The sequence below is a fragment of the Nocardia miyunensis NBRC 108239 genome, from assembly GCF_001613065.1.
GTDB classification, from domain to species: Bacteria; Actinomycetota; Actinomycetes; order Mycobacteriales; family Mycobacteriaceae; genus Nocardia; species Nocardia miyunensis.
The window spans coordinates 74,222-99,927 of the sequence record NZ_BDBQ01000064.1 but is presented as its reverse complement, the minus strand read 5'-3'; the positions used below and the strand labels follow the sequence as shown (position 1 = coordinate 99,927).

Genomic DNA, 25,706 nt, shown 5'->3' with positions numbered 1-25,706 from the left:
ACCGGCGATCGTCATCGATGCCGTGACTCTGGAAAATGCCAAGGGCGACATAGTGTTACGGGACATCTCCGCAACCGTGCCGCACGGCGCCGTCACCGTGGTGCGGGGCGCTTCCGGCAGCGGCAAGACCACCCTGATGCAGGCGGCGGTCGGCTCGCTGCCGCCCGCGATCCGGCATCGGGCGGGGTCGATCACCGTCCTGGGGCACGACATCCTCACGCTCGGCCCGCGCCGGCTGCGCGAGTTGCGGCGCACGCGGATCGCATACGTCGGCCAGGATCCGGGATCGGCGCTGAACCCGACGATGCGGGTGCGGGCGCTGCTGACCGAGCTCGCTCCGGCCGACGGCGCCCGCGGGCCCGTCGAGCTGCTGGCGCGGGTGGGCCTGTCCGGCGAGCTCGCCTCCCGGCGGGTGGGCGAACTGTCCGGCGGGCAGCAACGTCGCGTCGCGCTCGCGCGTGCGCTGTCCCGCGATGCGCGAATCCTGCTCGTCGACGAACCGTTCGCGGGCCTGGACCCGGCCGCCCGGCAGGGCATCGCGCGGGTGCTTCGGGAATTGGCAGACCACGACGAGATGGCGATCGTACTGTCCGGGCATCAGCAGGAGCAGCTGGACGCGCTGGCCGACCACGACATCGGTCTGGACCGTCGGCCATTCGATCGCCCTGCGCCGCAAACGATCTCCGCTGATGTCGATCCCGTTGCGGCAGAGTCTGTTTCGGTGCTGTCCTGCCGTGGGATCGGTGTACGTCGCGGGGAGAACTCTGTGCTGGCAGGGGTCGACTTCGACATCGCCCGAGGTGCTGTGACCGCGGTGATCGGGGAATCCGGTGCGGGGAAGACCACCTTCGCCCGGGTCCTGGCCGGACTCGAGCCCGGTGCGAGCGGATCGATCCGCCTGGACGGGACCGCGATCCCGCTGACCGCGGCGCGCCGCACCGAAAGCGTATGCCGCGCCGTACAATTGGTTCCGCAGGACCCGAGTTCGACACTCAATCCGCGCCGGAACGTCGCGGAGATCATCGGTCGCCCGCTGGCCCGCCGCGGCCTGCGGCGGGGCGACGATCGGGAGCGGACCGTCGCGGCATTGCTCGACGCGGTGGGCCTGTCCCGCGATCACGCGCGGCGCCGCCCCGCCGAACTGTCCGGCGGACAACGCCAGCGAGTCTCGATCGCCCGCGCACTGGCACATCAGCCGCGATTGCTGATCTGCGACGAGGTCACCTCCGCGCTCGATCCGGCCACCGCCACCGCGATCATGGACGTGCTGTGCGATGCCGCCACGACCCGCGGCACCGCCGTCATCGTCATCAGTCATGACCTCGACCTGGTCGCCCGCTACTGCGGCCGCGGCGTCGAACTCCGCGACGGCATGGTCGCACCCGTGCGTCGTTCGCCGGGACTCCGATTCTCAACAAGCGTTTAGCTGAAACTTAGCTGTATTTATCCACTCTAACCCGTCTCGGCGCGGTCATATCGCCACGTCGCGCCGTGGAATCCCAGTTTCGGTAAATAGCTATTTTCTAGCCATTCTCAATATTGGAGGGCGAACGGCACTGTGCGATGGTGACTTTAGTCCCTGGGTTCGGGTTGGTAGTGATCACACGATGGAGGCATGACTGAAACGTCCGAGCGTCGGGGTCGTCGGCTCGAGTCGGCGAAGGCGGACGGAGATCGCGACGGACCATACTGCACAAGCGCGGATATCGGTAGCAGCTACTGAATTGCAAACATCTACCGCTATGGCATCGGAATCGTTGCGGAAACATAACTTGCCTGTCCAAACGTGGAATGAAATCTCAGTGGAGATCGATATGCCCCAATTGAACACTGGCGTCGCCGGAAGTGCGGATCGGTCGATATCGACGCATCGGAACGATCACGCCACCGCGCCACTGCCGTCCATAGAGACCCGGCCGCTGACCGCGGCCCAGCGAGGGATCTGGTTCGCCCAGCATCTGGCGGAATCGTCACCGATATCGGTGGCGCAGTACGTCGAGATCGTGGGCGAGCTGGATATCGACCTTCTCGTGGAGGCATGTCTGACCGCCAGTCGCGAGTTCGGCTCCGGCCATCTGCGCCTGGTCGAGATCGACGGCGAGCCAAGGCAGTTCGTCGATCCCGAGCACGGTGCACCGGTGGAGGTGATGGACCTGCGCGCGGACGCCGACCCGGTCGCCACGGCACATCGACTCATGGTCGAGGACTACAGCGCCCCGTTGGATCTGCTCCGGGACCACCTCATGGCGAGTGTGGTGTTCCAGGTCGGCGAGGATCATTTCCTGTGGTACCAGCGTGCCCACCACATCGCGCTCGACGGATTCGCCGCGGTGACGGTGATGCACCGGATCACCGAGCTGTACAACGCGTGGGCCGGTTCGGCGCAGGCCCCGCCCGCCACGGCGCAGGATCTGGGTGAGGTCGTCGATCAGGATCTGGCGTACCGGGGTTCGACGCGCTTCGACAACGACCGCCGCTACTGGATGGAGCACCTCGCCGACGCGCCCCCGGTCGTGAGCCTGGCCGATCGCGTGGACAAGCCGACCATTCACCCGACGCTGATCAGCGGGCCGCTGCCACCTCGGACGGCGGGTCTGCTGGACGAGGTCGTGGCCGAGCGCGGCACGAGCGTCACACCGGTCATCGTCGCGGCGTTCGCCGCCTATCTCGCGCGCATGACCGGAAGTGACGAGGTATTGCTGAGCCTGCCCGTCTCGGGCCGGCATTCCGCGGTATTACGCCGTTCCGGCGGGATGGTGGCGAATGTCGTCCCGCTACGCGTGCGTGTGGCCGGGCGTGGCGTCGGTGAACTGATTACCGCCGTACAAAGCGAATTGACCAGCGCCCTGCGCCGACAGCGGTATCGGCAGGAGGACATATTCCACGATATGGGAATTGCGCGGGACGAGGCGGCATCGTTCGGACCGGCCGTGAATATCATGATGATCGAGAACGAGGTCGTTCTCGGCAAAACGATCGGCCGCCTGAACGTCCTCACCTCCGGCCCCACCGCCGATCTTTTCGTCAATATCTACCCGGGTGCGGGCCGGGACAGCACGCATATCGATTTTCAAGGTAATCCGAGCGCGTATAATCCTGCGGAACTCGCGGGGCACCACAAGCGTTTTCTCATGTTCCTGCGGGAGTTCCTCGCCGGGGGCGACGATTTCCCGGTCGATAAACTGTCGCTGCTCGAGGAACCGGAAAGGTCCGAATTACTGCCGGTGCGGGGGCCCAGCGCCATCGAGACCCGGCTGCTTCCGGACATTCTGGCCGAGAGCGCCCATCGCAACGGCGACGCGTGCGCGATCGCCAGCAGCGGTCGGTCGATGACATACCGCGAGCTGGACACCAGATCCTCGCAGCTGGCCCGGCACCTGATAGCCCAGGGCTGCGGCCCGGACACCACGGTGGCGATCATGCTGCGGCGCTCGGGCGAATCGGTCGTGGCGACCTGGGCGGTGACCAAGTGCGGGGCCGCGTTCGTGCAGTTGTCACCGGACTATCCGCCGAAGCGGACGGCGCACATGATCGCCGACAGCGGCGCGAAGGTCGCGATCACGGTCGGCGCGCTCGGCGATCGGCTCCCCGAGACGCTGCCCAGGGTGGCTCTCGACGACCCCGCGACGATGCGTGCGTGCGAGCGCGCCGCGAGCGGCCCGATCACCGACGACGACCGGATTCGCCCGCTACGGCCGTCCAATCTCGCCTATCTGACCTACACCTCGGGCTCCACCGGATTGCCCAAGGGCGTACAGGTCACCCACGCCGGTCTGGCGAACCTCATCGCGGATCGCGCGGCGACCTACGGCGTCGACACGACCTCGCGGGTGTCCTACGCGCTCTCACCCAGTTTCGACGCCTCGCTGGAACAGTTCCTGACCTGCTTCGCGAACGGATCCACGCTGGTGGTCGTGCCGCCCGACGTGACCGGCGGCGAGCCGCTCACCCAGCTGCTGGCCCAGGAGCACGTGACCCACCTGACGCTGACGCCCACGATGCTGGCGACCGTCGACCCGAATCGGATCACCGACCTGCGCGTGGTCGTGGTCGGCGGTGACGTGTGCGCACCGCACGTCGTCGAGCGCTGGACGCGGTCGCTGGCCATGTACAACGAATACGGGCCCACCGAGACCACCGTGACCGCGGTCGGCACCATGATGCGAGCCGACCGGGCCCACGCCGTCGGCGGCCCCATCCGCGGCGTGTCGGCCATGGTGCTGGACCGGACGCTGCAACCGGTGCCGAAGGGCACCGTCGGCGAGTTGTATCTGGCCGGGCCGGGGCTGGCCCGGGGATACAGCCATCTGTTCGGTGAGACCTCGGCCCGGTTCGTCGCGGATCCGTACGGCGGCACCGGCCAGCGGATGTACCGCACCGGCGATATCGCGCGCTGGACCGGCGACAGCTCCGAGCTGACGCTGGAATTGATGGGGCGCAGCGACTTCCAGATCAAGATCCGCGGATACCGGATCGAGCCGGGTGAGATCGACGACACCCTCACCACACACGAGGACGTGGATCTCTCGGTCACGGTGCCGGTGCAGAACAATGTCGGCACGACCGTGCTGGCGTCGTATGTCGTCCCGGTCAGCGGCCGGAGCATCGATTCGCTCGAACTTCAGCGCTTCGCCCGCGAGTCCCTGCCGCCGCACATGGTCCCGGCGGTGATCATGATCCTGGACAGCCTGCCGATGAACGCGTTCGGCAAACTCGATCGCCGAGCGCTGCCCAAGCCCGAATTCGGGACCGCGTCGGGCTCCCAGCGCATGCCCGCCACCGCCCGCGAAAAGCTGCTGGCAGGGCTGTTCGCCGAGGTACTCGGCGTGGCGAACGTCGGGGCGGACGACAGTTTCTTCGCCCTCGGCGGCGACAGCATCCTGTCGATCCGGCTGGTGTCCCGGGCCAAGGCTCTCGGCGTGAGCTTCTCCACCCAGGATGTGTTCGCGCACAAAACCGTCGCGAGCCTGGCGGCCGTGGCGACCGAGTCCGGCGATGCCCCGGCACTGGCCGAGTTGCCCGGCGGCGGCGTGGGGGCCATGCCGTTGTCGCCGATCATGCGCGCGATGCTCGGCCGTGGCCACTACGACCGATTCGCCCAGGCCGCACTCGTGCAACTGCCCGAGCAGGTCGATCGGGCCGGGCTCGTGCGCGCGCTGGGATCGCTGCTGGATCGCCACGACATGTTGCGCGCGGTGCTGCACGGCGGCGAGTCGGTGGAGGTGCTCGACCGGGGCGCGGTCGACGCCGCCGCCGCGCTCGTCGACGTCGAGCTCGAGCGGCGCGACGCCGCCGAGGTCGACCGGCATCTCCAGGCGGCCGCGGACCGCCTGGACCCGGGCAACGGCGTGCTCGTCCAGGCCGTCTGGATGCGGGACCGCGCCGAATCGGGGCCCGACCTGATGTGGCTGGTGATCCACCACCTCGCCGTGGACGCGGTGTCGTGGCGCATCCTGCTCGCCGACCTCGCTCAGGCGTGGTCGGGTGTCTCCGACGGCGGCGAACCGCACACCACCTCGTTCCGTCGGTGGGTGCACGGCCTCGTCGAGCAGGCGCCGAGCAGGCGTGCGGCGGAGCTCGACCTGTGGAAAGACGTTCTCGGACAAGGTGATCGGCTGCTCGGGTCACGCCGGCTCGAGCCGGATCGCGACGTCGGATCCACGGTCGGCCGCGTGCATCAACGTGTCCCGGCGGAGGTCGCCGAGCTCGTCCTCACCACGATTCCGGACCGATTCCACTGTGGCGCGAACGATCCGCTGTTGACGGCGCTGGTTCTGGCGCTGGGCGCGTGGCGGCGGCGTCGCGGTGCGACCGACGCCGACGAGTTGATCTCCCTCGAGGGACACGGCCGTGAGGAGCAGGCCGTCCCCGGTGCGGACCTCGCCGCGACGGTCGGTTGGTTCACCGCCCGCTACCCGGTCCGCATCGGACTGGAGAACGTCGACGCCGAGGACGCGCTCGCGGGCGGCATGTCCGCGGGACTGGCGATCAAGCAGGTCAAGGAGCAACTTCGAGCGGTGCCCGACAACGGCATCGGCTACGACATGCTGCGCTGCCTCGACGCCACGGGCAGTGCCGAACTCGCGGATCTGCCCGAGCCGCAGATCAGCTTCAACTATCTCGGCCGGGTGGGCGCGGCCGAACACTCGGGGCCCTGGACGCCGACCACCGAATTCACCGCACTCACCGCGACGAGCGATCCGGCGATGGCGCTGTCCGCCGTGCTCGATGTCAATGCGATCGCCGAGCAGGGGCCCGACGGCCTGCACCTGGATGTGACCTGGGATTTCGCCTCGCGGATCGTGTCGGACGACGAGATCCGCGAACTCGCCGGGCTGTGGGTGCATGCGCTGGGCGGGCTCGCCGAGCACGTCCGATCCGACACCACACCGGGTTTCACGCCCTCGGACTTCCCCCTGGTCGAGGTGGCACAGGACGAAATCGACGGCTGGCTGCGGGAATACCCGTCGATGACCGATGTGTGGCCACTCACCGCATTGCAGTCCGGGCTGCTGTTCCACGCGATCTACGACGATGACGGCGTCGACGACTACATCGTGCAGGCGGCGCTGACGTTCGCCGGGACCGTGGACGCGGAGCGGATGCGGCGGGCCGCGCAGATGCTCGTCGACCGGCACGACAGCCTGCGGACCGCGTTCGTGGAGAGTGCCGGGGGACCGCGTCAGATCGTCTCGCGCGACGTCGTGATCGAGTGGCGGGATACGAGTGTCGCCGAGATCCGCGACGACGGCGAGCGCACCGAAACGCTGCGCCGGATCGCGGCGTCGGAGTCGACTCCGTTCGACCCGGCCCGTCCGCCGCTGATCCGCTTCCACCTGGTGCACACCGGAACCGACACGTATCGGCTGCTGGTCACCAATCATCACCTCGTGCTGGACGGGTGGTCGATGCCCCTACTCATCCACGAGCTGCTCGCGCTGTACGTATCCGACTGTGACCCAAGCGAACTCGCGCCCGCGCGGTCGTACCGGGAGTACCTGCGGTGGCTACAGGCTCGCGATCACGACGCCACGGCGGCCGCGTGGCGGGAGATGCTCGCCGGAATCGAGAATCCGACGCGGGTCACCAGCGGGCCGGATCGGACCGGGACCACGCCCAACGGCGAGGTCGCCCTGAACCTGGACGCCGCGACCACCGCCGCGATCCTCGATCTGGGCCGCGCGCACGGCGTCACCGCCAATACGTCGCTGCAGGTGGCGTGGGCGCTGCTGGTCGCGGTCCTGACCGGCCGCTCCGACGTGGTGTTCGGCAACACCGTGTCGCAGCGCCCGCCGGAGATCCCGGACGTGGAGCGCATGGTCGGGTTGCTGGTCAACACGCTGCCCGTCCGAGTCCGGCTCGATCCCCGGGAAACCATCGCCGAACTGCTCGTTCGGGTGCAGTCCGAACAGGCGGCGATGGTGGATCACCAGCACATCGGCCTGGCGGAGCTGCAACGGGCCACCGGCATCGCCGATATGTTCGACACCGCGACGGTGCTCGAGTCCTATCCGGTCGATCAGGAACTGCTGACGCGCAATCTCGGTGCGGCCGGACTGCGGCTGGTCGATATCGATGCCCGTGACGCCACGCCGTATCCGCTGAGTCTGCAGGTGACCCCGCCGCATTCGAGCCGCAGCGTGGGAGCGGGCGACGGCGAATCCGGCACGTACGCGGTGGCGCTGAAATTCGCCGCCGACCGATTCGATGCGGACCAGGCGCGCACCTTGCTCGAACGGTTCGTGCTCCTGCTCACCCAGATCGCCACCGATCCGGGCCGGAAGGTCGCCACGATCGACTCCGGCTGGGATTCCGAACGCGCGGAACTGCTTTCGGCCGACGGCCAGGGCTCGGCGGTGGAACGCGTGCTGCGCGACATCCTGTGGGAAACCGCGCGGCGGCATCCGGACGCGGTGGCCGTCCGATCCGGCGCGACCACCTGGACCTATCGTGAGCTGGAGCGTCGCGCGGACGCACTGGCTCGGCTGCTCGCCGATCGCGGTGCCCGCGCCGAATCTATCGTCGCGGTGGCGATTCCCCGTTCGGCCGAACTCGCCGTCGCGATCTGGGCGGTGGCGAGAACCGGCGCGGCCTTCCTGCCGCTGGATCCGGACAATCCCACCGCGCGGACGGCGGAGTTGCTGTCCGACGCGCGGACCTGCGCGGGCCTGACGACCGGCGCTGTCGCACCGAGCCTTCCGGATGGCATCGACTGGCTGGTGCTCGACGCCGAGACCGATCCGCCGAGTCCGTCCGGCGACGCGGCCGCGGTGGGCACTCTGTCGCCCGACAACGCGGCGTACGTGATCTACACCTCGGGGTCGACCGGTAAGCCCAAGGCGGTCCAGCTCACGCATCGGGGTCTGGCGAATCTCGTTGCGGCGCAGTCCGATACCTTCGGGCTGGGCACCGATTCCGCGGTATTGCAGGTCGCCTCACCGGGATTCGACGCCTGTGTCTCGGAACTGCTGATGGCGCACGGCAGCGGCGCCTGCCTGGTGATCGCGCCACCGGAGGTGTACGGCGGGACCGATCTCGAGGAATTGATTCGGGCACAGCGGATTTCGCACGCGGTCATCACCCCGTCCGTACTGAACACCATGGACCCGTCCCGGATACCGTCGCTGACCACGCTGGCGGTCGTCGGCGAGGCGACCGGCCCGGACACGGTGCAGCGGTGGGCGCCCGGACGACGGCTGATGAACCACTACGGGCCGACCGAGTCCACGATCTGGGCGACCGGGTCCGATGTCCTCGTCCCCGGCGAGCCGGTGACGATCGGCGGCCCGATCCGCGGCGTGTCCGCGGTGGTGCTGGACATGTGGCTGCGGCCGGTGCCGATCGGCGTCGCGGGCGAGCTCTATCTCGGCGGGCCCGGACTCGCCCGCGGTTACGTCGATCGGCCGGATCTGACGACTTCGCGCTTCATCGCCGATCCGCGGTCCACCCGCGGCGAGCGGATCTACCGCACCGGCGATTCCGTGCGCTGGGTGCGCGGCCGCACCGGGCCGGTGCTGGAATACCTGGGCCGTTCCGATCAACAGGTCAAGATTCACGGCCTGCGGATCGAGCCGGGTGAGATCGATGCCCACGTGGCGGGCAACCCGGACGTGGCCGGCGTCGCCACCGTCGTGGTGGAAGGCCCTGCCGGGGAACCGATTCTGGTGTCCTATGTCGTCTCCGCGTCGGGCGGCGAGGTGGATGTGGCGGCTCTGACCGAGGACCTCGCGGGCAGGCTACCCCGGTACATGAATCCCGCGGCGATCGTGCAACTGGACGAGATGCCGCGCACGCCGACCGGAAAGATCGACCGGAAAGCGTTGCGGCAGATGGACTTCGGTCTCGATGTCGCGAGCGGCCGACCGCCGTCGACGCCAGCCGAGCGGATCATGGCGGGCCTGTTCGCCGATGTGCTCCACCTCGACAGCGTGTCGGCCGACAGCAACTTCTTCGCGCTGGGCGGCGACAGCATCGTGTCGATGCGGCTGGTGGCCCTGGCGAGGTCCGCCGGGCTGATTCTCACGCCGCGAGATGTGTTCGAAGGCAGGACCGTTGCCGCCCTCGCGGCCGTGGCGGGCGGCCGGGCGGATGCCGAGGCGGGGGCGGCGGATCGAGTCGCGGACTCCCCGCTCGTCGAACTCGCACAAGAGGATATCGATCGGCTCGAGCGGCGGTACGGCAGCCTGTCCGACGTATGGCCGTTGTCGCCCATGCAATCCGGTGTGCACTTCCACTCGACGTTCGACCCGGATGCCGTGGACGACTACACGGTCCAGACGACGATCGAATTCTCCGGCGAGGTCGACCCCGCGCGTCTGCGCCGGGCCGCGCAGGCGGTGGTGGACCGGCACGACATCCTGCGGGCCGCGTTCGTGCAGACCTCGGCCGGAGCGCGCCAGATCGTCCTGGAACATGCCGAGATCCCGTTCCGGGAGATCGATCTCACCGGTGACGACGACGCCGAATCCCCGGCATCGGTGGCCATGGTCGACGCGGCGGCGGGTTTCGACCTGTCGGCCCCTCCGCTCGTTCGGTTCACGCTGATCCGGCTCGCCTCCGGGGCTTTCCGGCTGCTCGTCACGAATCACCATGTGATCCTGGACGGCTGGTCGATGCCGCTGCTGATGCGAGAACTGTTGGACTACTACGGATCTCCCGCGCACATCGATTCCGCCGGGCCCGCCCCGTCCTACCGCGACTATCTGGCCTGGCTGGGTCGGCAGGACAGCGAGGCGTCCAAAGCGGCGTGGGCACAAGCCTTCTCCGATGTCGACTCGCCCACCCGGGTCGCCCGCGGCAGCGGGGCGGTGGGCGCGGTATCGGCCGGGGAGGTCGGCGCCGAACTGTCCGCGGATCGTTTCGAGGCGCTGCGCCGAGCCGCGGCCGAGGCCGCGGTCACCGTCAACACCGCCGTCTCCGCGGCCTGGGCGCTGAATCTGCGCATGCTGACCGGTGAGACCGATGTGATCTTCGGCGCGTCGGTCTCGGGCAGGCCCCCGGAGCTGCCGCAGGTCGACTCGACGCTCGGCATGTTCTTGAACACGATCCCCGTCCGAGTCCGGCTCGAACCCACGATGCCGGTGCGGGAGTTGCTGACCGGTATTCAGGATCGGCACGCCCGCATGCTGGATCATCACCACATCGGCCTGCCCGAGATCCAGCGCAGCGTCGGCCTGCCCGAACTGTTCGACACCGCGATCACCTTCCAGTCGTTCCCCGTCGACCGGGCGGCATTGCAGCAACTGGTCGATTCGGCGGGCCTGCGGGTGGACGATCTCAGTGGCGTGGACGCGACGCCGTATCCGCTGAGCCTGGTCGTGGAACCGACGCAGAACGAGCGCGGCGAGGCACGGGGACTGCGCTTCACCCTCCGATTCCACGACCACGAATTCGACACCGCATCGGCGCGGCGCATCCTGGACCGGCTGGTCGAGCTGCTGGGCCGGATCGCCGAGGATGTCGCCGTGCGCCTGGGCGAGTTGCCGCTCGGCGAGCAGGCGGGGCCGTCGTGGCCGGTTCTGGAGGACGAGCCCGTCACCGCGCACACGCTGGACCGGATACTCGCCGCATCGGCCGCCGCCGACCCCGATGCGGTGGCCTTGCGGTACGGCACGACCGCCATGACATACCGGGAACTCGACGAGCGATCCTCCCGTCTGGCCCGGGTGCTGCTGCACCACGGCGCTCGGCGGGGCCGGATCGTGGCCTGCGTGCTCCCGCGATCGCCGGCGGCCACGCTCAGCGTGTGGGCCGTGGCGAAGACCGGCGCGGCATTCCTGCCGATCGATCCGACGCTGCCGCAGGAGCGGATCGACTTCCTGCTGTCGGACTCGTCGACCACGCTCGGGGTGACCGATGCGTCCGCGCGCGAGAATCTTCCCGGCGGCGTCGACTGGCTGGTCCTCGATCAGGAGCGTCCGCTCGGCGACGCGGATTCGATTGCGGCGACACCGATCACCGACGCCGAACGCGGCGGCCCGATCCGGCGGGATCAGACCGTGTACGTGAGCTACACCTCCGGATCCACCGGGATGCCCAAGGGCGTCCTGGTCACCCATCGCGGGCTGGCCGATATCGTCGCGGCACAGCGGCGGGTGCTCGGCGTCGATCCGGCGTCGGTGGTGTTGCAGGTCGCTTCGCCCAGCTTCGACGCCTCGGTATTCGAGTTGTTGCTGGCGCACGGCTCGGGCGGCCGGTTGGTCGTCTCCCCGGCCGACGTGTACGCGGGCCCGGATCTCGCGGAACTGATTGGGCGCGAAGGTGTTTCGCATGCGGTGGTGACGCCCTCCGCGCTGGCGACGGTCCCGGGCGAGGGCCTGGACAGGCTGCGCGTGCTGGCGACGGCCGGTGAGCCGATCGGACCGGAACTGGTCGATCGGTGGTCGCCGCGGCGCACCATGGTCAACCTGTACGGGCCGAGCGAAGGAACCATCTGGGCGACCGCGGGCGACGCACTGACCCCCGGCGCGCCGATCACGATCGGCAGGCCGGTCGGCCCCGTCGCGTCGGTGGTCCTGGACAGCTGGTTGCGACCGGTTCCGCACGGTGTCGTGGGCGAGCTGTACCTGTTCGGCGGGGGCCTGGCGGACGGGTACGTCGGCCGGACGGGGTTGAGCGCTTCGCGGTTCGTCGCGTGCCCGTTCGGCGAGCCCGGACGTCGCATGTACCGCACCGGCGATCTGGTGCGCCGCACCGCCGGCGGCGATATGGAGTTCTTGGGGCGCAACGATTTCCAGGTGAAGGTGCACGGCACCAGGATCGAGCTGGGCGAGATCGACGCGGTGCTGGGTGCGCGGGCGGACGTGGCGTACGCGGTGACCGTGCCGCGCAGCGACGGCGGGCGGCCGGTACTGCTGGTCTCCTATGTCGTGCCCGCGGCCGGGGTACAGGTCTCGGGCGATGAGCTGCGCACGGCGCTGACCGAGGCGCTGCCCCGGTACATGGTGCCCTCGGCGGTGATGGTGCTGGACGAGGTTCCGCTGACCGCCAACGGGAAGCTGGATCGCGAGCGGTTGCCCGAACCGGTGACCGTGGCGCGGGAATTCCGGGCGCCGTCGCCCGGGGTGCAGGAGTTGGTCGCCCGGACGTTCGAGCAGGTGCTCGGCGTCGACCGGGCGGGTGTCGACGACGACTTCTTCGCACTGGGCGGCGATTCGCTGAGCGCGGCGACGGTGGTGGCGCGGATCGGCTCGGCGCTGGATGTGCGGGTGCCGGTGCGGTCGGTGTTCGAATCGCCGACCGTCGGCCAATTGGCCGAGCTCGCAAGGACACTCGGCGGTGGCGGCCGGTTGCCGCTGCGGCCCGGAGAGCGCCCCGATCCGGTGCCGCTGTCGCTGGCGCAGCAGCGGATGTGGTTCCTGAACCGGTTGGAGCCGGACTCCGCCGCCTACAACATCCCGGTGATGTTGCGGTTGTCCGGGGAGTTGGACACCGCGGCGCTGGCGGCCGCGCTCGCCGACGTGATGGCACGTCACGAGGTGCTGCGGACGATATATCCGGAGTCCTCCGGCGAGCCGCGCCAGGTCGTCCTGGACGAGCCCGCGGTGCCGGTGCGGCCGGTGCGAGTGTCGGCGGATTCGGTGCCCGATGTGGTGGGCGAATTCGTACGGCGCGGATTCGACGTGACCGCCCGGGTGCCGATGCGAGTGGGACTGTTCCAGCTCGATGCCGAGAGTGACAGCGGCACAGCGCAATTCCTGCTGGTTCTGGTGGTCCATCACATCGCCGGTGACGGACAGTCGATGGGTCCGCTGGCTCGCGACGTGATGGCGGCCTACGCCGCGCGCCGGGACGGGCACGCCCCGCAATGGGAGCCGCTGCCCGTGCAGTACGCGGACTTCGCATGGTGGCAGCGCCGGATGCTGGGCGCCGCGGACGATCCGGCCTCGCTGATGTCCGAGCAGCTGGAGTTCTGGCGCTCGACCCTCGCGGGCGCGCCGGACCGGCTGGATCTCCCGGCCGACCGGCCACGCCCGGCCGTCGCCTCGCTGGCGGGGGCCCGGGTGCCGGTGCGGATCGACGCGAGCTTGCACCGGCGGTTGGCGGAGCTGGCTCGCTCGCGCGGATCGTCGCTGTTCATGGTGATGCACGCGGCCCTGGCGGCGGTACTGGGACGCCTGGGCGGCAGCGATGACGTCGTCATCGGCACCCCGATCGCGGGCCGGGGCGAGCCCGGCCTGGAGGATCTGGTGGGCATGTTCGTCAACACCCTCGCCCTGCGGACGCGGGTGGACACCGCCGAGTCGTTCGCTGATTTGCTGGCGCGCGCCCGGGAGACGGACCTGCTGGCGTTCGAGCACGCCGACGTGCCGTTCGAGCGGGTCGTGGAGGAGTTGAACCCGGAGCGGTCCTCGGCGCGCCATCCGCTGTTCCAGGTGGTCCTGGCGTTCCAGAACATCTCGACGGTCGATGTCGCGCTGCCCGGCGTCCGGATCTCGCGGGCGGAGGTGGACACCGGCGCGATCCAGTTCGACCTGCAACTGGTGCTGTCCGAGGAAACCGGTGAAGCTGGTGCGGCACAAGGTATTTCGGGCATGCTGACGTATGCGCGGGACCTGTTCGACGAGGCCACCGCGACGGGATTCGTCGAGCGGCTGATGCGGGTGCTGCGAGCCGTCGTCGACGATCCGGCCGCCGTGGTCGGGGATCTCGAATGGCTGGACGCCGGCGAGCGCGCGGCGCTCACCTCCCGGGTCGGGGCGCACCCCGCCCAGCAGCCCCGGCCGTCCGGATCGCTGCCCGAGATCTTCGCCGCGGCCGTCCGGGGAAACGCCGACGGTCTCGCCCTGGTGTCGGGGCACACCACGTTGACGTACGCGCAGCTCGACGAACGGTCGAACCGGCTGGCGCGGCTGCTGATCGCCCGCGGCGCCGGCCCGGAGAAGCCGGTGCTGGTGGCGCTCGCGCGGTCGGTGGAGTCCGTCGTCGCCTGGTGGGCGGTGGTCAAGACGGGTGCGCCGTACGTACCGGTGGACCCCGCCTATCCCGCGGGCCGGATCGCGCAGATGATGTCGGATTCGGATGCGGCGCTGGGTATTACGGTGTCGTCGGTGCGCGGCTCGATGCCCGATTCGGTGGACTGGGTCGTACTCGACTACTCGGTGGTCGCCGCCCGGATCGACGCGTCGGCGAGCGGCCCGATCGGCGATGACGAGCGCCTGCGGCCGCTGCGCGCCTCGAATACCGCGTATGTGGTCTTCACCTCCGGATCCACCGGAGTGCCGAAGGGCGTCGGCGTGACGCACTCGGGCGTGGCCGATCTCGTCTCGGGGATGTGCGACGACCGTGAGCCGGGACGCCCGTCCCGGGTGCTGCACTTCGCGTCGCCGTCGTTCGACGCGTCGCTGCTGGAGATCCTGATGGCGGTCGGCCGTGCCGGTGCGGTGATCGTCGCGCCGACGGACATCTACGGTGGCGGTGAGCTGGCCGAATTGCTGCGCTCGCAGCGGGTCACCCACGCGTTCATGACTCCCGCCGCGCTCGCGTCGGTGGATCCGTCGGGCCTGGACGACCTGCGCATGGTGGTGTCCGGCGGTGACGAGGTCCCGGCGGAACTGGTGAACCGGTGGTCGGGCACCGACGTCTCCGGCGTACGCGAGTTCCGGGTGCTCTACGGCCCGACCGAGACGACGATGGTCACGACGTCGACCGAGTGGCTGCGACCGGGGGACCGGCCGACCATCGGCGGCCCGCTGCCGCAAGTGCGGACGCTGGTCCTGGATGCTCGGCTGCGGCCGGTGCCGGTCGGTGTGGCCGGAGAGTTGTATCTCGCCGGACCGTCGCTGGCGCGCGGGTACCTGAACCGGGCTGCCACGAGTGCGGCGCGGTTCGTGGCGCACCCGTTCGGTGAACCCGGAGAGCGCATGTACCGCACCGGCGATGTGGTCCGCTGGAATACCTCCGGCGACCTGGAGTTCCTGGGGCGCAACGACTTCCAGGTGAAGCTGCGTGGCTACCGGGTCGAGCTGGGCGAGATCGACGCGGTGCTGCGGGCACGGGCGGATGTGGCCTACACGGTCACCGTGTCGCGGCGTGCGGGCGCGGGCACGGTGATGCTGGTGTCCTATGTGGTGCCCACCACCGGGGCGGGTGTCTCCGGTGAGGAACTGCGCTCGGCGTTGGCCGAGGCCCTGCCGTCCTATCTGGTGCCCGCCGCGGTGATGATTCTCGACCGGATTCCCTTGACACGGAACGGGAAACTCGACCGGGCGGCTCTGCCGGAACCGATCGTGCAGGCCAAGCGATTCCGTGCGCCGGCCTCGGCGGTCGAGGAAGTGGTGGCCGGTGTATTCGCCGACGTCCTGGGCATCGGCGGTCCCGTCGGCGCCGACGACGACTTCTTCGATCTGGGTGGTAACAGCCTGGTGGCGACCCGCGTCGCCGCGCGGCTCGGGGCCGCGCTCGACGCGACCATCCCGGTATCGATGGTCTTCCAGGCCCCGACCGTCGCGCGGCTGGCCGCGCGCGCCGAATCGCACGCCGACACCGGTCGGGTGCAGCTGACCGCGCAGCAGCGTCCGCGGCGAATTCCGCTGTCGTACGCACAGGAGCGGATGTGGTTCCTGAACCGGCTCGAGCCCGCCTCGGCGGCCTACAGTATTCCGATCGCGCTGCGGCTGTCCGGACAGCTGGATCTGGACGCCCTGCGCGCGGCCATCGAGGATGTGCTGAACCGGCACGAAGTCCTGCGGACGGTGTACCCCTACGCCGAGGGCGAACCGTCACAGGTCGTCCTGCCCGCCGCCGCGGCGATTTGGCCGATCACCGTGACCTCGGTCGCGGAATCGGAACTGGCGGAATCGGTTTCGGCGTTCGCCTCGGCGGTGTTCGACGTGACGATCGAGACGCCGGTACGGGCCCGGCTGTTCGAGCTCGGGCCGGACGAATCGGTCCTGGTCGTGGTGGCGCACCACATCTGCTGCGACGGATCGTCGCTGGTCCCGCTGGCGCGAGACACGATGACCGCGTACGCCGCGCGGACGCAGGGGCAGGCGCCGAGCTGGTCGCCGCTGCCGGTCCAGTACGCGGACTACGCGATCTGGCAGAAGGCGGTGCTGGGATCCGAGGACGATCCCGAATCGCTGCTGCGCGCCCAGATCGACTACTGGACAGAGGAATTGGCGGAATTGCCGCCACTGCTCGAGCTGCCGACCGACCGGCCGCGTCCGCCCGTGCAGTCCTATGCGGGCGCGAACGTGCCGCTGACCGTCGACGCGGATCTGCACGCGCGGTTGCAGCAGGTCGCGCGGGCGCACAACACGACGTTGTTCATGGTCTTCCACGCGGCGCTGGCGGCCACGCTGGCCCGGCTGGCCGACACCGACGACGTGGCGATCGGCACCCCGTACGCGGGGCGCGGCGAGCCCGAGCTCGACGATCTGGTCGGGATGTTCGTCAACACCCTGGTGCTGCGGACGCGGTTGAACCCGGGGATGACGTTCACCCAGCTGCTCGAGCACGTGGGGGAGACCGATCTCGCCGCGTTCGGCCGCGCGGACGTTCCGTTCGAGCGGCTCGTGCAGGTGCTGAACCCGGTGCGGTCCCATGCCCATCATCCGCTGTTCCAGGTGATGCTGGCGTTCCAGAACGTCGCGCGGGCCCAGTTCGAACTTCCGGGGCTGTCGGTGTCGGCGATGACCGCCGAGGTCGATACCGCGCTGTTCGACCTGCAGGTGACGGTGTCGGATTCCTACGACGACGCCGGCGCCCCGGCCGGTATCAGCGGCGGGGTGACCTATGCGACCGATCTGTTCGACTCCGCGACGGTGACCGCGATCGTGGATCGCCTGCTGCGGTTGCTCGGCGCGGTGGCGAGCGATCCCGCGCAGCCGGTGTACGAGGTGGATCTGCTCGGTGCGCGGGAACGTGAAGCCGTTCTGACACAGTGGAATTCGACGCAGTACCCGTTGCCTCCGAACGACACGCTCGCCTCGGTCTTCGCCGACTCGGCGCGGGCCAATGCGGACCGGACCGCGGTGGTCTTCGGCGAACAGTCGCTGACCTACGCCGAATTCGCCTCTCGCGTATACCGTTTGGCGCGGTGGCTGATCTCCCGCGGCGTGGGCCCGGAATCCCTGGTGGCGCTGCGTATGCCGCGTTCACTGGATCAGGTCACCGCCATGTACGCGGTGCTCGCCGCCGGCGGCGGGTATGTGCCGGTCGATCCGGACCTTCCGGAAGACCGCATCGCGTACATGCTCTCGACCGCGGCGCCCGTGCTGGAGTTGTCGACCCTGGACGGTGTGGAGCTGTCCGGATTCGACGACGCGCCGGTCACCGACGCGGATCGGCTCGCGACGCTGCGACCGGAGAACCTCGCCTATGTGCTGTTCACTTCCGGATCGACCGGACGCCCCAAAGGTGTTGCGGTATCGCAGTATTCGGTATTGAACCAGTTGCGCTGGATCAGCGGGACCTACGCGCTGACGCCGCGGGACGTGGTGTTGCAGAAGACTCCGGCGACGTTCGACGTGTCGGTGTGGGAGCTGTTCGGGACACTGGCGGCGGGCGCGCGAATGGTGATCGCACGGGCCGACGGGCATGCCGATCCGGACTATCTCGCCGAAACCATTGCCGCGCAAGGGATCACGATCACCTCGTTCGTCCCGTCGATGCTCAGCGCATTCGCCGACGCGGTGCCGTCCGGGTCGCTGGACTCATTGCGGGCCCTGCTGGTGGGCGGTGAGGCATTCGGCTCCGAGGTGGTGGCCGCGGTACGGCGCAAAGCGCCCGGGGTGGAGTTGCACAATCTGTACGGGCCGACCGAGTTCACCCTGCACGGGACCGCGCATCGGGTGACCGAGACCGACAGCGGCAGCGTGCCGATGGGCATGCCGGTGTGGAATGCGCGAGCCTACGTGCTGGACAGCCGACTGCATCCGGTACCGCCCGGTGTCGCCGGGGAACTGTATCTGGCGGGCGTCCAGCTCGCGCGCGGCTATCAGTCGCGTGCCGGCCTGACCGCGGAACGGTTCGTCGCCGACCCGAACGGCCGGGGCGGGCGCCTGTACCGCACCGGTGACCTGGCGCGCCGACGCCACGACGGTGAACTGGAATACCTGGGGCGCACCGACTTCCAGGTGAAGCTGCGCGGATTGCGCATCGAACTCGGTGAGGTCGAGGCAGTGCTCGCCGAGTACCCCGGAATCGCGCGGGCGATCGCGACCGTGCACTCCAACGGCTACGGGGACCAACTCGTCGGCTATGTCGTGCCGACCGCGGGCAGCACGGTCGACACCGCGGCGGTCCTGGAGCACGCGGCGACCGCACTGCCCAACTACATGGTGCCCGCCACGCTGACGGCGCTGGACACGATGCCCCTGACCTCCTCCGGCAAGCTGGACCGCAAGCGACTACCGGATCCGGTGTTCGTGGCAGGGGAGTTCCGGGAGCCCTCCTCGTGGCTGGAGGGAGTGGTCGCGCGGACCTTCGGGCAGGTACTCGATGTGGACCGGGTGGGCGCGGACGACGACTTCTACGCCATGGGCGGAAACTCGCTGAAGTCGGTGCAGGTGGTGACGGAGCTGAAGAAGGAGCTCGATTACGAATTCCCGATCAGCTGGATGCTGTCGGATCCTCGCCCGGCCGACCTGGCCCGGCGGATCGAATCCGAGATGCGCTCGGGCCGGTCCGTCGCCGGGACCGCGTCCGGATTCGAGGTGCTGCTACCGATCCGGACCGGCGGCCGACGGCCACCGCTGTTCTGCATCCACCCCGCATCGGGCCTGGCATGGTGCTACCACTCGCTCGATGAGCACCTCTCGGCCGGCCGGCCGATCTACGGCATTCAGGCGCCGCAGATCGGTGGTGAGGTTCCCGGTCCGAGGACGATCGGGCAGATCGCCGAACGCTACGCCGAGGAGATCCGGGCGGTGCAGCCGCACGGCCCCTACCACCTGCTCGGCTGGTCGCTGGGCGGTCTGATCGCCCATGCCGTCGCCGCCGAGATGCGCGCCGCCGGTGAACAGGTCGCGCTGCTGGCACTGCTGGACGCCGAGTCGGGCGGTATCGATGAAGCGGAGGTCTCCACCGTCATGGCCGGAGAACTGATCAGCAACCTCGGTCCGGTCCTGGGCATAGATTTCGTACGCCCCGACGCGACCGCCGAGGAGGCCGCCGAGCTGATCCGGGAGCATCTGGGCGATGGCCTGGGCATCGACGCCGGAACGATCGAGCGCCTGACCGACGCCTACAACCTGTCGATCGAGGCGGCCGCCAAGTGGCAGCCGCCGGTCGTGGACAGCGACATGCTGTACTTCACCGCGACACGGGAAAGACGGCCCGAGGCGGCGGGTCACGAGGGATGGACGCATCTGGTCCGCGGGGAGATCTCGAATGTCGAGATCGACGCCACCCACCTCGCCATGACCGAACCGGATGCGGCCGCGCAGATCGCCCGGGTGCTCAACGAACGACTGGATCGGTGATCGGGGCCCGGTACCACCCGATCCCCGCCGCCTGTGCATCCGCCGGTCCGACGCCCGTGCCGCCGTGCGTCGGATCAGCGGGGCGTCGGCGCGAGTGCGCGGTTCCGCGTGAACGCGGCGGTGGTGAGCGGGACCTTCGCGGGTAGGGGTGCGGTGATGCCAACGATCGTCCCGATCGATGCACCGATCGCTCCACCGAGCACGGCCGCGGGTCCGGCGACGACCGCCGCGCCGACCGCCGCGCCCAGCAGCGGGCCGACGACCAGGCCGGTGGGCAGGAACGGAATACCGGCGACGAATCCGGCGACCGCGCCGACCGCGGCGGCCGGTATCGCCAGCGGGATGCTCAGCCCGGCGGCGATGCCCGCCCCGATCGCGGCGCCGACGCCCGCGTCCACGACCGTCGCGCTGCATCGGACGGGATCGGCTGGGATATATGTGCAGAATGCCTGAACGGGTTGTGTCGTCGGGTCGGGTATTCCGGCAGCGGTCGAGGGCAGGCTGGTGACGAGCGGAATGTGGGTGGGCCGACCCTGGTACCACGCGCCGTCCGCCGACGGCGCGAGCGCGGCCGCGATATTCGGCAATGGGATCGGGCGAGCGACAATCGGTGGCGGGGGAACGATATTCGCCAGCGCGGCCGCGATATTCGGCAATGCCATCGAGGGGACCGTTTTCGGCGCCGCGACATGAGGCGTGAAGTCCGGCACCGTGGAAGCGGGCACGGTATTCGGGCGCACACCCCCGGATGTGATGTTCGGGGACGCGACTTCGGGCGTCGTGTTCGGCTGTGTGATTGCCGCCGGCATGACAGCGGGCGTGGTTTTCGGCAGCGTGATCCGGGGCGCTGAGTGGGGCTCGGGCACCGTGACCGGTGGCACGATCCTGGCCAGCGATTGCCCGAGTGATACCAGGGCGCTCGGCAACGGGATCGGCGGTTGGCCCATGTCGAATTGCGGTGTCGGGAATACCGTCGTCGGCGGAGCGGCAGGTCCCTGGGCGGGTATCCGCCCGGGTTCCGCAGGTGATGCGCCGGCTTGTCCGGCTCCGAGGACGACCGCGAGCGGCACCATGCTCGCAGCCAGCATCAGACCCGATACACGCCGAAGATCAGATTCCGACATTCCATACCTCCTGGGCGCGATGTCTTCCTGCTTCTCTTCTCGTTCCCGACCTTCGATGTTTGGCGCACGTACTGGGGGCACAGCTTAGGCCGCGGCAGGAGGGGATACGAATAATTGTGCGAACTGCTGGTCGGCGTGTTTCGCGCTACGGGCGGTTACAGATCATATGCGAACCGAATTCCGTGCCACCGATCCTCGGCGGCGATCGCCGTATCGGCTGAGAATTCGCCGGAATTGTTGCAGCCGCGGCCTCATCTGCCTGGCGTTCGGGTGCGTGGCCGGGAACCGAGATCCGCGCCCGCTGCGGCGAGCCGGGCCCCCTCGCGCACCGGCTCGGCCGACACCAACGCCGAACTCCGCACCTCCGCGAAAAAATGGGTGGCTGGAGAGGAATTCGAGCTGATACTGTCCTCGAGACCGTGACACGACGCGAGGAGGTGAGACCCATGCACGCTGTATCGATGTGGGGGCTCCCTCTTGTCGTCACGGTTGGGCGAACGATGTAGATGTCGCCGGGAGCGCCTGAGAGACAAGGCAATCCCGAAAGGCGACGACCAATGAAATCTGAGCATTCAACTTCCGGAACCGGCCGGCACACCGTGCTGATCACGCGGGCGCTGCCGGCGCATGCGCTCAGCGCACTGCATCAGCGCGGAATCGAAACGGCGTCAACCGAAACCGACGAATCCAACGCACTGTTCGAGGGCCTCGGCGCCGAACGCGCAAGCAGCAACCTGGAACTGGTGCTGCGATGACTTCCGCGACGAAGAACGGAAAGGGTATCGAGATAGAGGGCACCGTCATCGAGTGCCTCCGCAACGCCACCTTCACCGTCGAACTAGCGAACGGGCACAGGGTTTTGGCACACATCAGCGGGAAAATTCGGAAGAACTACATCAAGATCCTGCCGCAGGATCGGGTGCTCGTGGAACTGAGCCCCTACGATCTCACCCGCGGCCGAATCCTCTTCCGCTACCGGACATAGCCGAATCGGGGCACCCCGAATCGAGCTGTCGTTCAACCCGATGATGGCGGTATCGATAGGTCAGCCTCACTGGACATCCGAGCGACACGGTGGCGACTTCGCCCGATCAACCGGAGCCGACGACTTCCTGCCACACCTGGTCGACGAGCGCGTCGTCGGGCGGGACCCCGGCCGCCTGGGCGACGAGCAGGCGGCCGGTGTGGGTCAGGTGATCGCGCATGGCCGTCTGCGCGGCGTCCGGGTCGCCGGCGAGAGCGGCGGCGACGATCGGCTGGTGCTCGTCGCGGATGTCCGCGAGCGAGCGCCTGGTCGGCGGGCCGAGCAGCGCGGTCGTCGCTCGCAACGAGGCGACGATGTCGGCGGCTCTGCCGTTGCCGGACCCGCGCAGCACGGCGTCGTGCCACGCTCGATCGGCCACCCAGAAGGCCTCGTGATCACCGGCTTCGATGGCCTCGTCGAGGGCGGCGAAGGGCGTCGCGAGATCGACGGCCCGCTCGGCGGCGCGGCGGGCCGCGGCCGGTTCCAGCGCGAGCCGGACGGCGAAGATCTCGGCGACGTCGCGCGGGTCGGGCAGCACGACGCGAAAGCCGCGGTTGCGCGCGATCCGCACGAGTCCGGCCTCCGCGAGCTTGAGCATCGCCTCGCGGACCGGACTGCGTGAGACGCCGAGGAGTTCGGCGAGTTGATAGACCGAGTACGTCTCCTCCGGCACGAAACGTTTGTCGCGGATGCCGTCGCGCACCGCGGTCACGACACGATCGGTGAGGGACGGACTAGCGGACACGAGTAACATGTTACTCATGGCCGTCGTTCACCACACTTCCGAGAAGGCCGACGTCGCTTCGACACTGCGCCGCGCGGGCCTCGAGTTCCGCGACGACGACGGCACCAGGGCGATGTACGCGACCGACGCGTCGCTGTACCGGATCCCGCCGCTGGCCGTCGTCCGGCCCCGGGACGTCGACGAGGTCGCGGCGGCGCTCGGCGCGGCGAAAGAGCTCGGCGTGCCGCTCACCTCTCGCGGCGGTGGCACCTCGATCGCGGGCAACGCGATCGGGCGCGGCCTGGTCCTCGACTTCAGCCGCTACCTCAACCGGGTGATCGACCTCGACCCGGCGACCCGCACGGCGCTCGTCGAGCCCGGAACGGTGCACGCCGACCTGCAGAAGGTGGCCCTGCCGCGCGGCGTCCGGTTCGGCCCCGACCCGTCGAGTCATCCGCGCTGCACGATCGGCGGGATGATCGGCAACAACGCCTGCGGCAATCGCGCGCTCGGCTATGGCCGCACCTGCGACAACGTCGTCGCCATGACCCACCTGCTGGCCGGCGGCGAGATCGTGCGCACCGGGTACGACGACCTCGGGAGGCCCACGGCCGAAGCGCCGGACCGGCTCCTGGCGGAATTACGCAGTGCCGCAGGCCGGCATCTCGCCTCCGCCCGCACCGAATTCGACCTCTTCGGTCGGCAGCTCAGCGGCTACGCGGTCCAGCACCTCCTGCCCGAGCGGTTCGACCTGGGCCAGTTGCTCATCGGTTCGGAGGGCACTCTCGGCGTGCTCACCGAGGCGACCGTGCGGTTGGTCGAAGATCCGAAGCACCGGGTGGTGGTGGCCCTCGGTTTCGCCGACATCGTCGCCGCGGGCGAAGCGGCGCCGACGGTCGTCGCCTTCCGGCCCACGGCGTGCGAGGGCATGGACGAGCGACTGGTCGAGGTGCTGCGCAGCCGCCGCGGTGACGCGGCGATCCCGCCGATGCCGCGTGGTCGCGCGTGGTTGCTCGTCGAGATCGCGGGCGACGACCGCGCCGATGTGTTCGACCGTGCGCGGGCGCTGGTCGACGCCGATCTCGGCGTCGAGGCGCGGATCATCGAGGACGCCGGTGCTCAGGCGCGGCTGTGGCGCATCCGTGAGGACGGGGCCGGGCTCGCCGGCCGGGCGCCCTCGGGCCGCCCCGGCTGGTCGGGGTTCGAGGACGCGGCGGTTCCGCCCGCCCGTCTCGGTTCATACCTGGCCCGCTTCGATGAGCTGGTGGAGAGTTTCGGCATGACGTCGGCGCCCTACGGCCACTTCGGCGACGGTTGTATGCACGTGCGTCTGGACTTCCCGTTCGACCGGCCGGAGGGGACGCGGTTGATGCGCGAATTCCTTTTGGCCGCAGCCGATCTCGTCAGCGAATACGGCGGTTCGATCTCCGGCGAGCACGGTGACGGCAGGGCCCGCGGCGAGCTGCTCGCGCGTACCTACTCGGCCGACGCGATCGCGTTCTTCGGTGAGGTGAAGCACGCCTTCGACCCCACGAACCTGCTCAACCAGGGTGTGCTGGTCGACCCGGACCCGTTCGACGCCGACATCCGACCCGCGGGCGTCGCCGCCTACCGCAAGAGTTTGGCCTTCGCCTACGAACACGATGGGGGCGATCTCGCGCAGGCGGTGCACCGTTGCACGGGTGTGGGCAAGTGCCGTGCCGACAACTCGGTCGCGGGCGGCGTGATGTGCCCGTCCTATCTCGCCACTCGCGAGGAGAAGGACTCGACCCGGGGCCGCGCTCGCGTGTTGCAGGACGTCGTCCGCGGTGCGCTCGACTGGCGCTCGGAGGCCGTCGCGGAGTCGCTGGACTTGTGCTTGTCCTGCAAGGGTTGCGCGTCGGACTGCCCGACCGGCATTGATATGGCCACCTACAAGTCCGAGGCGCTGTATCAGCGCTTCCGGCGGCGTCTGCGGCCGCGCTCGCACTATTCGCTCGGTCAGCTGCCGCGTTGGAGCCGATTGGTCGGGAGGCTGCCAGGACTCGCGCGAGTAGCGAACAGCGCCACCAGGTTGCCGGGGGTGGGCGCCGCGGCGCTGTTCCTGGCGGGCGTCGACCGGCGACGTTCGGTGCCGGCGTTCGCGACCACTTCGTTTCGCCGGTGGTGGGCGCGACATGCTCCCGACGCCGACACAACTCGTACCCCGGTCATCCTGTTCGTGGACAGTTTCTCCGATGCGTTCTCGCCGGAGGTGGCGCAGGCGACCGTGCGCGTGCTGCGCGAGGCCGGCTACCAGCCCCGGCTGCCCGGCCACCGGCTCTGCTGCGGTTTGACCTGGATCACCACCGGACAGCTCGACGCGGCCCGGCGGATCCTCGGTCGCGCGGTCACCCAGCTGGCCGCCGCGGTCCGTGCCGGTGTCCCGGTGGTCGGCATCGAGCCGTCCTGCACCGCTGTCCTGCGCTCGGACGCGGTGGAACTCTTCGCCGGCACGCCGCTCGAGGACGACGCGCGGCTGGTGGCCGGCGCGACCCGCACGGTGGCCGAATTGCTGGCCGAGGCGGCCGATTCGGGCGCCTGGACGCCGCCCGACCTCACCGGCACCACCGTGGTAGCCCAGCCGCACTGCCACCACCACGCGATCCTCGGATGGGGTGCGGACCGGGCGCTGCTGGCCCGCACGGGTGCGACCGTCACGACGCTGTCCGGCTGCTGCGGGCTGGCCGGTAACTTCGGCGTCGAGATCGGTCACTACGAGGTGTCGGTGCGGGTCGCCGAACAGCAGTTGCTCCCGGCGCTGGACGCCGCGCCCGAGGCCGTCGTCCTGGCCGACGGCTTCTCGTGCCGGACCCAGGTGGCGGACCTCCGTGATCGCCGCGCCGTTCATCTGGCGGAGCTGCTGTCGATGTCACGGGCCTGACTGGTCT

7 protein-coding genes are annotated in these 25,706 nt (G+C 69.4%); 5 read left to right on the top strand and 2 right to left on the bottom strand.

Annotation, left to right across the window (positions count from 1 at the left end):
* Together NM2_RS27880 and NM2_RS27875 are read left to right on the top strand one after the other, a co-directional pair.
* Nucleotides 1-1,426 (top strand): ABC transporter ATP-binding protein (locus tag NM2_RS27880; protein WP_067674519.1); only part of this gene is annotated, 1,426 nt, incomplete at its 5' end.
* 388 nt (nucleotides 1,427-1,814) lie between these two features.
* Entirely contained in the window at nucleotides 1,815-19,925 is an 18,111-nt protein-coding gene (locus NM2_RS27875) for a non-ribosomal peptide synthetase (RefSeq protein ID WP_084531625.1), read from the top strand.
* Nucleotides 19,926-19,999: 74 nt separating this feature from the next.
* Here the strand turns inward: NM2_RS27875 and NM2_RS27870 are convergent, their stop codons facing one another.
* Entirely contained in the window at nucleotides 20,000-20,587 is a 588-nt protein-coding gene (locus NM2_RS27870; RefSeq protein ID WP_157121349.1) for a hypothetical protein, read from the bottom strand.
* A gap of 1,019 nt (nucleotides 20,588-21,606) precedes the next feature.
* On the opposite strand from NM2_RS27870, the gene NM2_RS49390 reads away from it, so the two are divergent.
* A complete protein-coding gene (locus tag NM2_RS49390) occupies nucleotides 21,607-21,804 on the top strand; it encodes a hypothetical protein (RefSeq protein ID WP_157121348.1) in 198 nt (65 codons plus the stop codon).
* Entirely contained in the window at nucleotides 21,801-22,034 is a 234-nt protein-coding gene (gene infA / locus NM2_RS27865) for a translation initiation factor IF-1 (RefSeq protein ID WP_067674514.1), read from the top strand. Before NM2_RS49390 ends, infA begins: the two co-directional genes overlap by 4 nt.
* Before the next feature lie 106 nt (nucleotides 22,035-22,140).
* Here infA and NM2_RS27860 read toward each other — a convergent pair whose 3' ends face one another.
* Nucleotides 22,141-22,818, bottom strand: a complete 678-nt coding sequence (locus NM2_RS27860) for a GntR family transcriptional regulator (protein ID WP_218026008.1) — start codon at nucleotides 22,816-22,818, stop codon at nucleotides 22,141-22,143.
* A 16-nt stretch (nucleotides 22,819-22,834) separates the two neighbouring features.
* Between NM2_RS27860 and NM2_RS27855 the strand changes: the two genes are divergently transcribed.
* The gene (locus tag NM2_RS27855) at nucleotides 22,835-25,699 is read left to right on the top strand and encodes an FAD-binding and (Fe-S)-binding domain-containing protein (RefSeq protein WP_067674511.1); all 2,865 of its coding nucleotides are present in this window, start codon (nucleotides 22,835-22,837) and stop codon (nucleotides 25,697-25,699) included.
* Nucleotides 25,700-25,706: the final 7 nt, after the last annotated feature.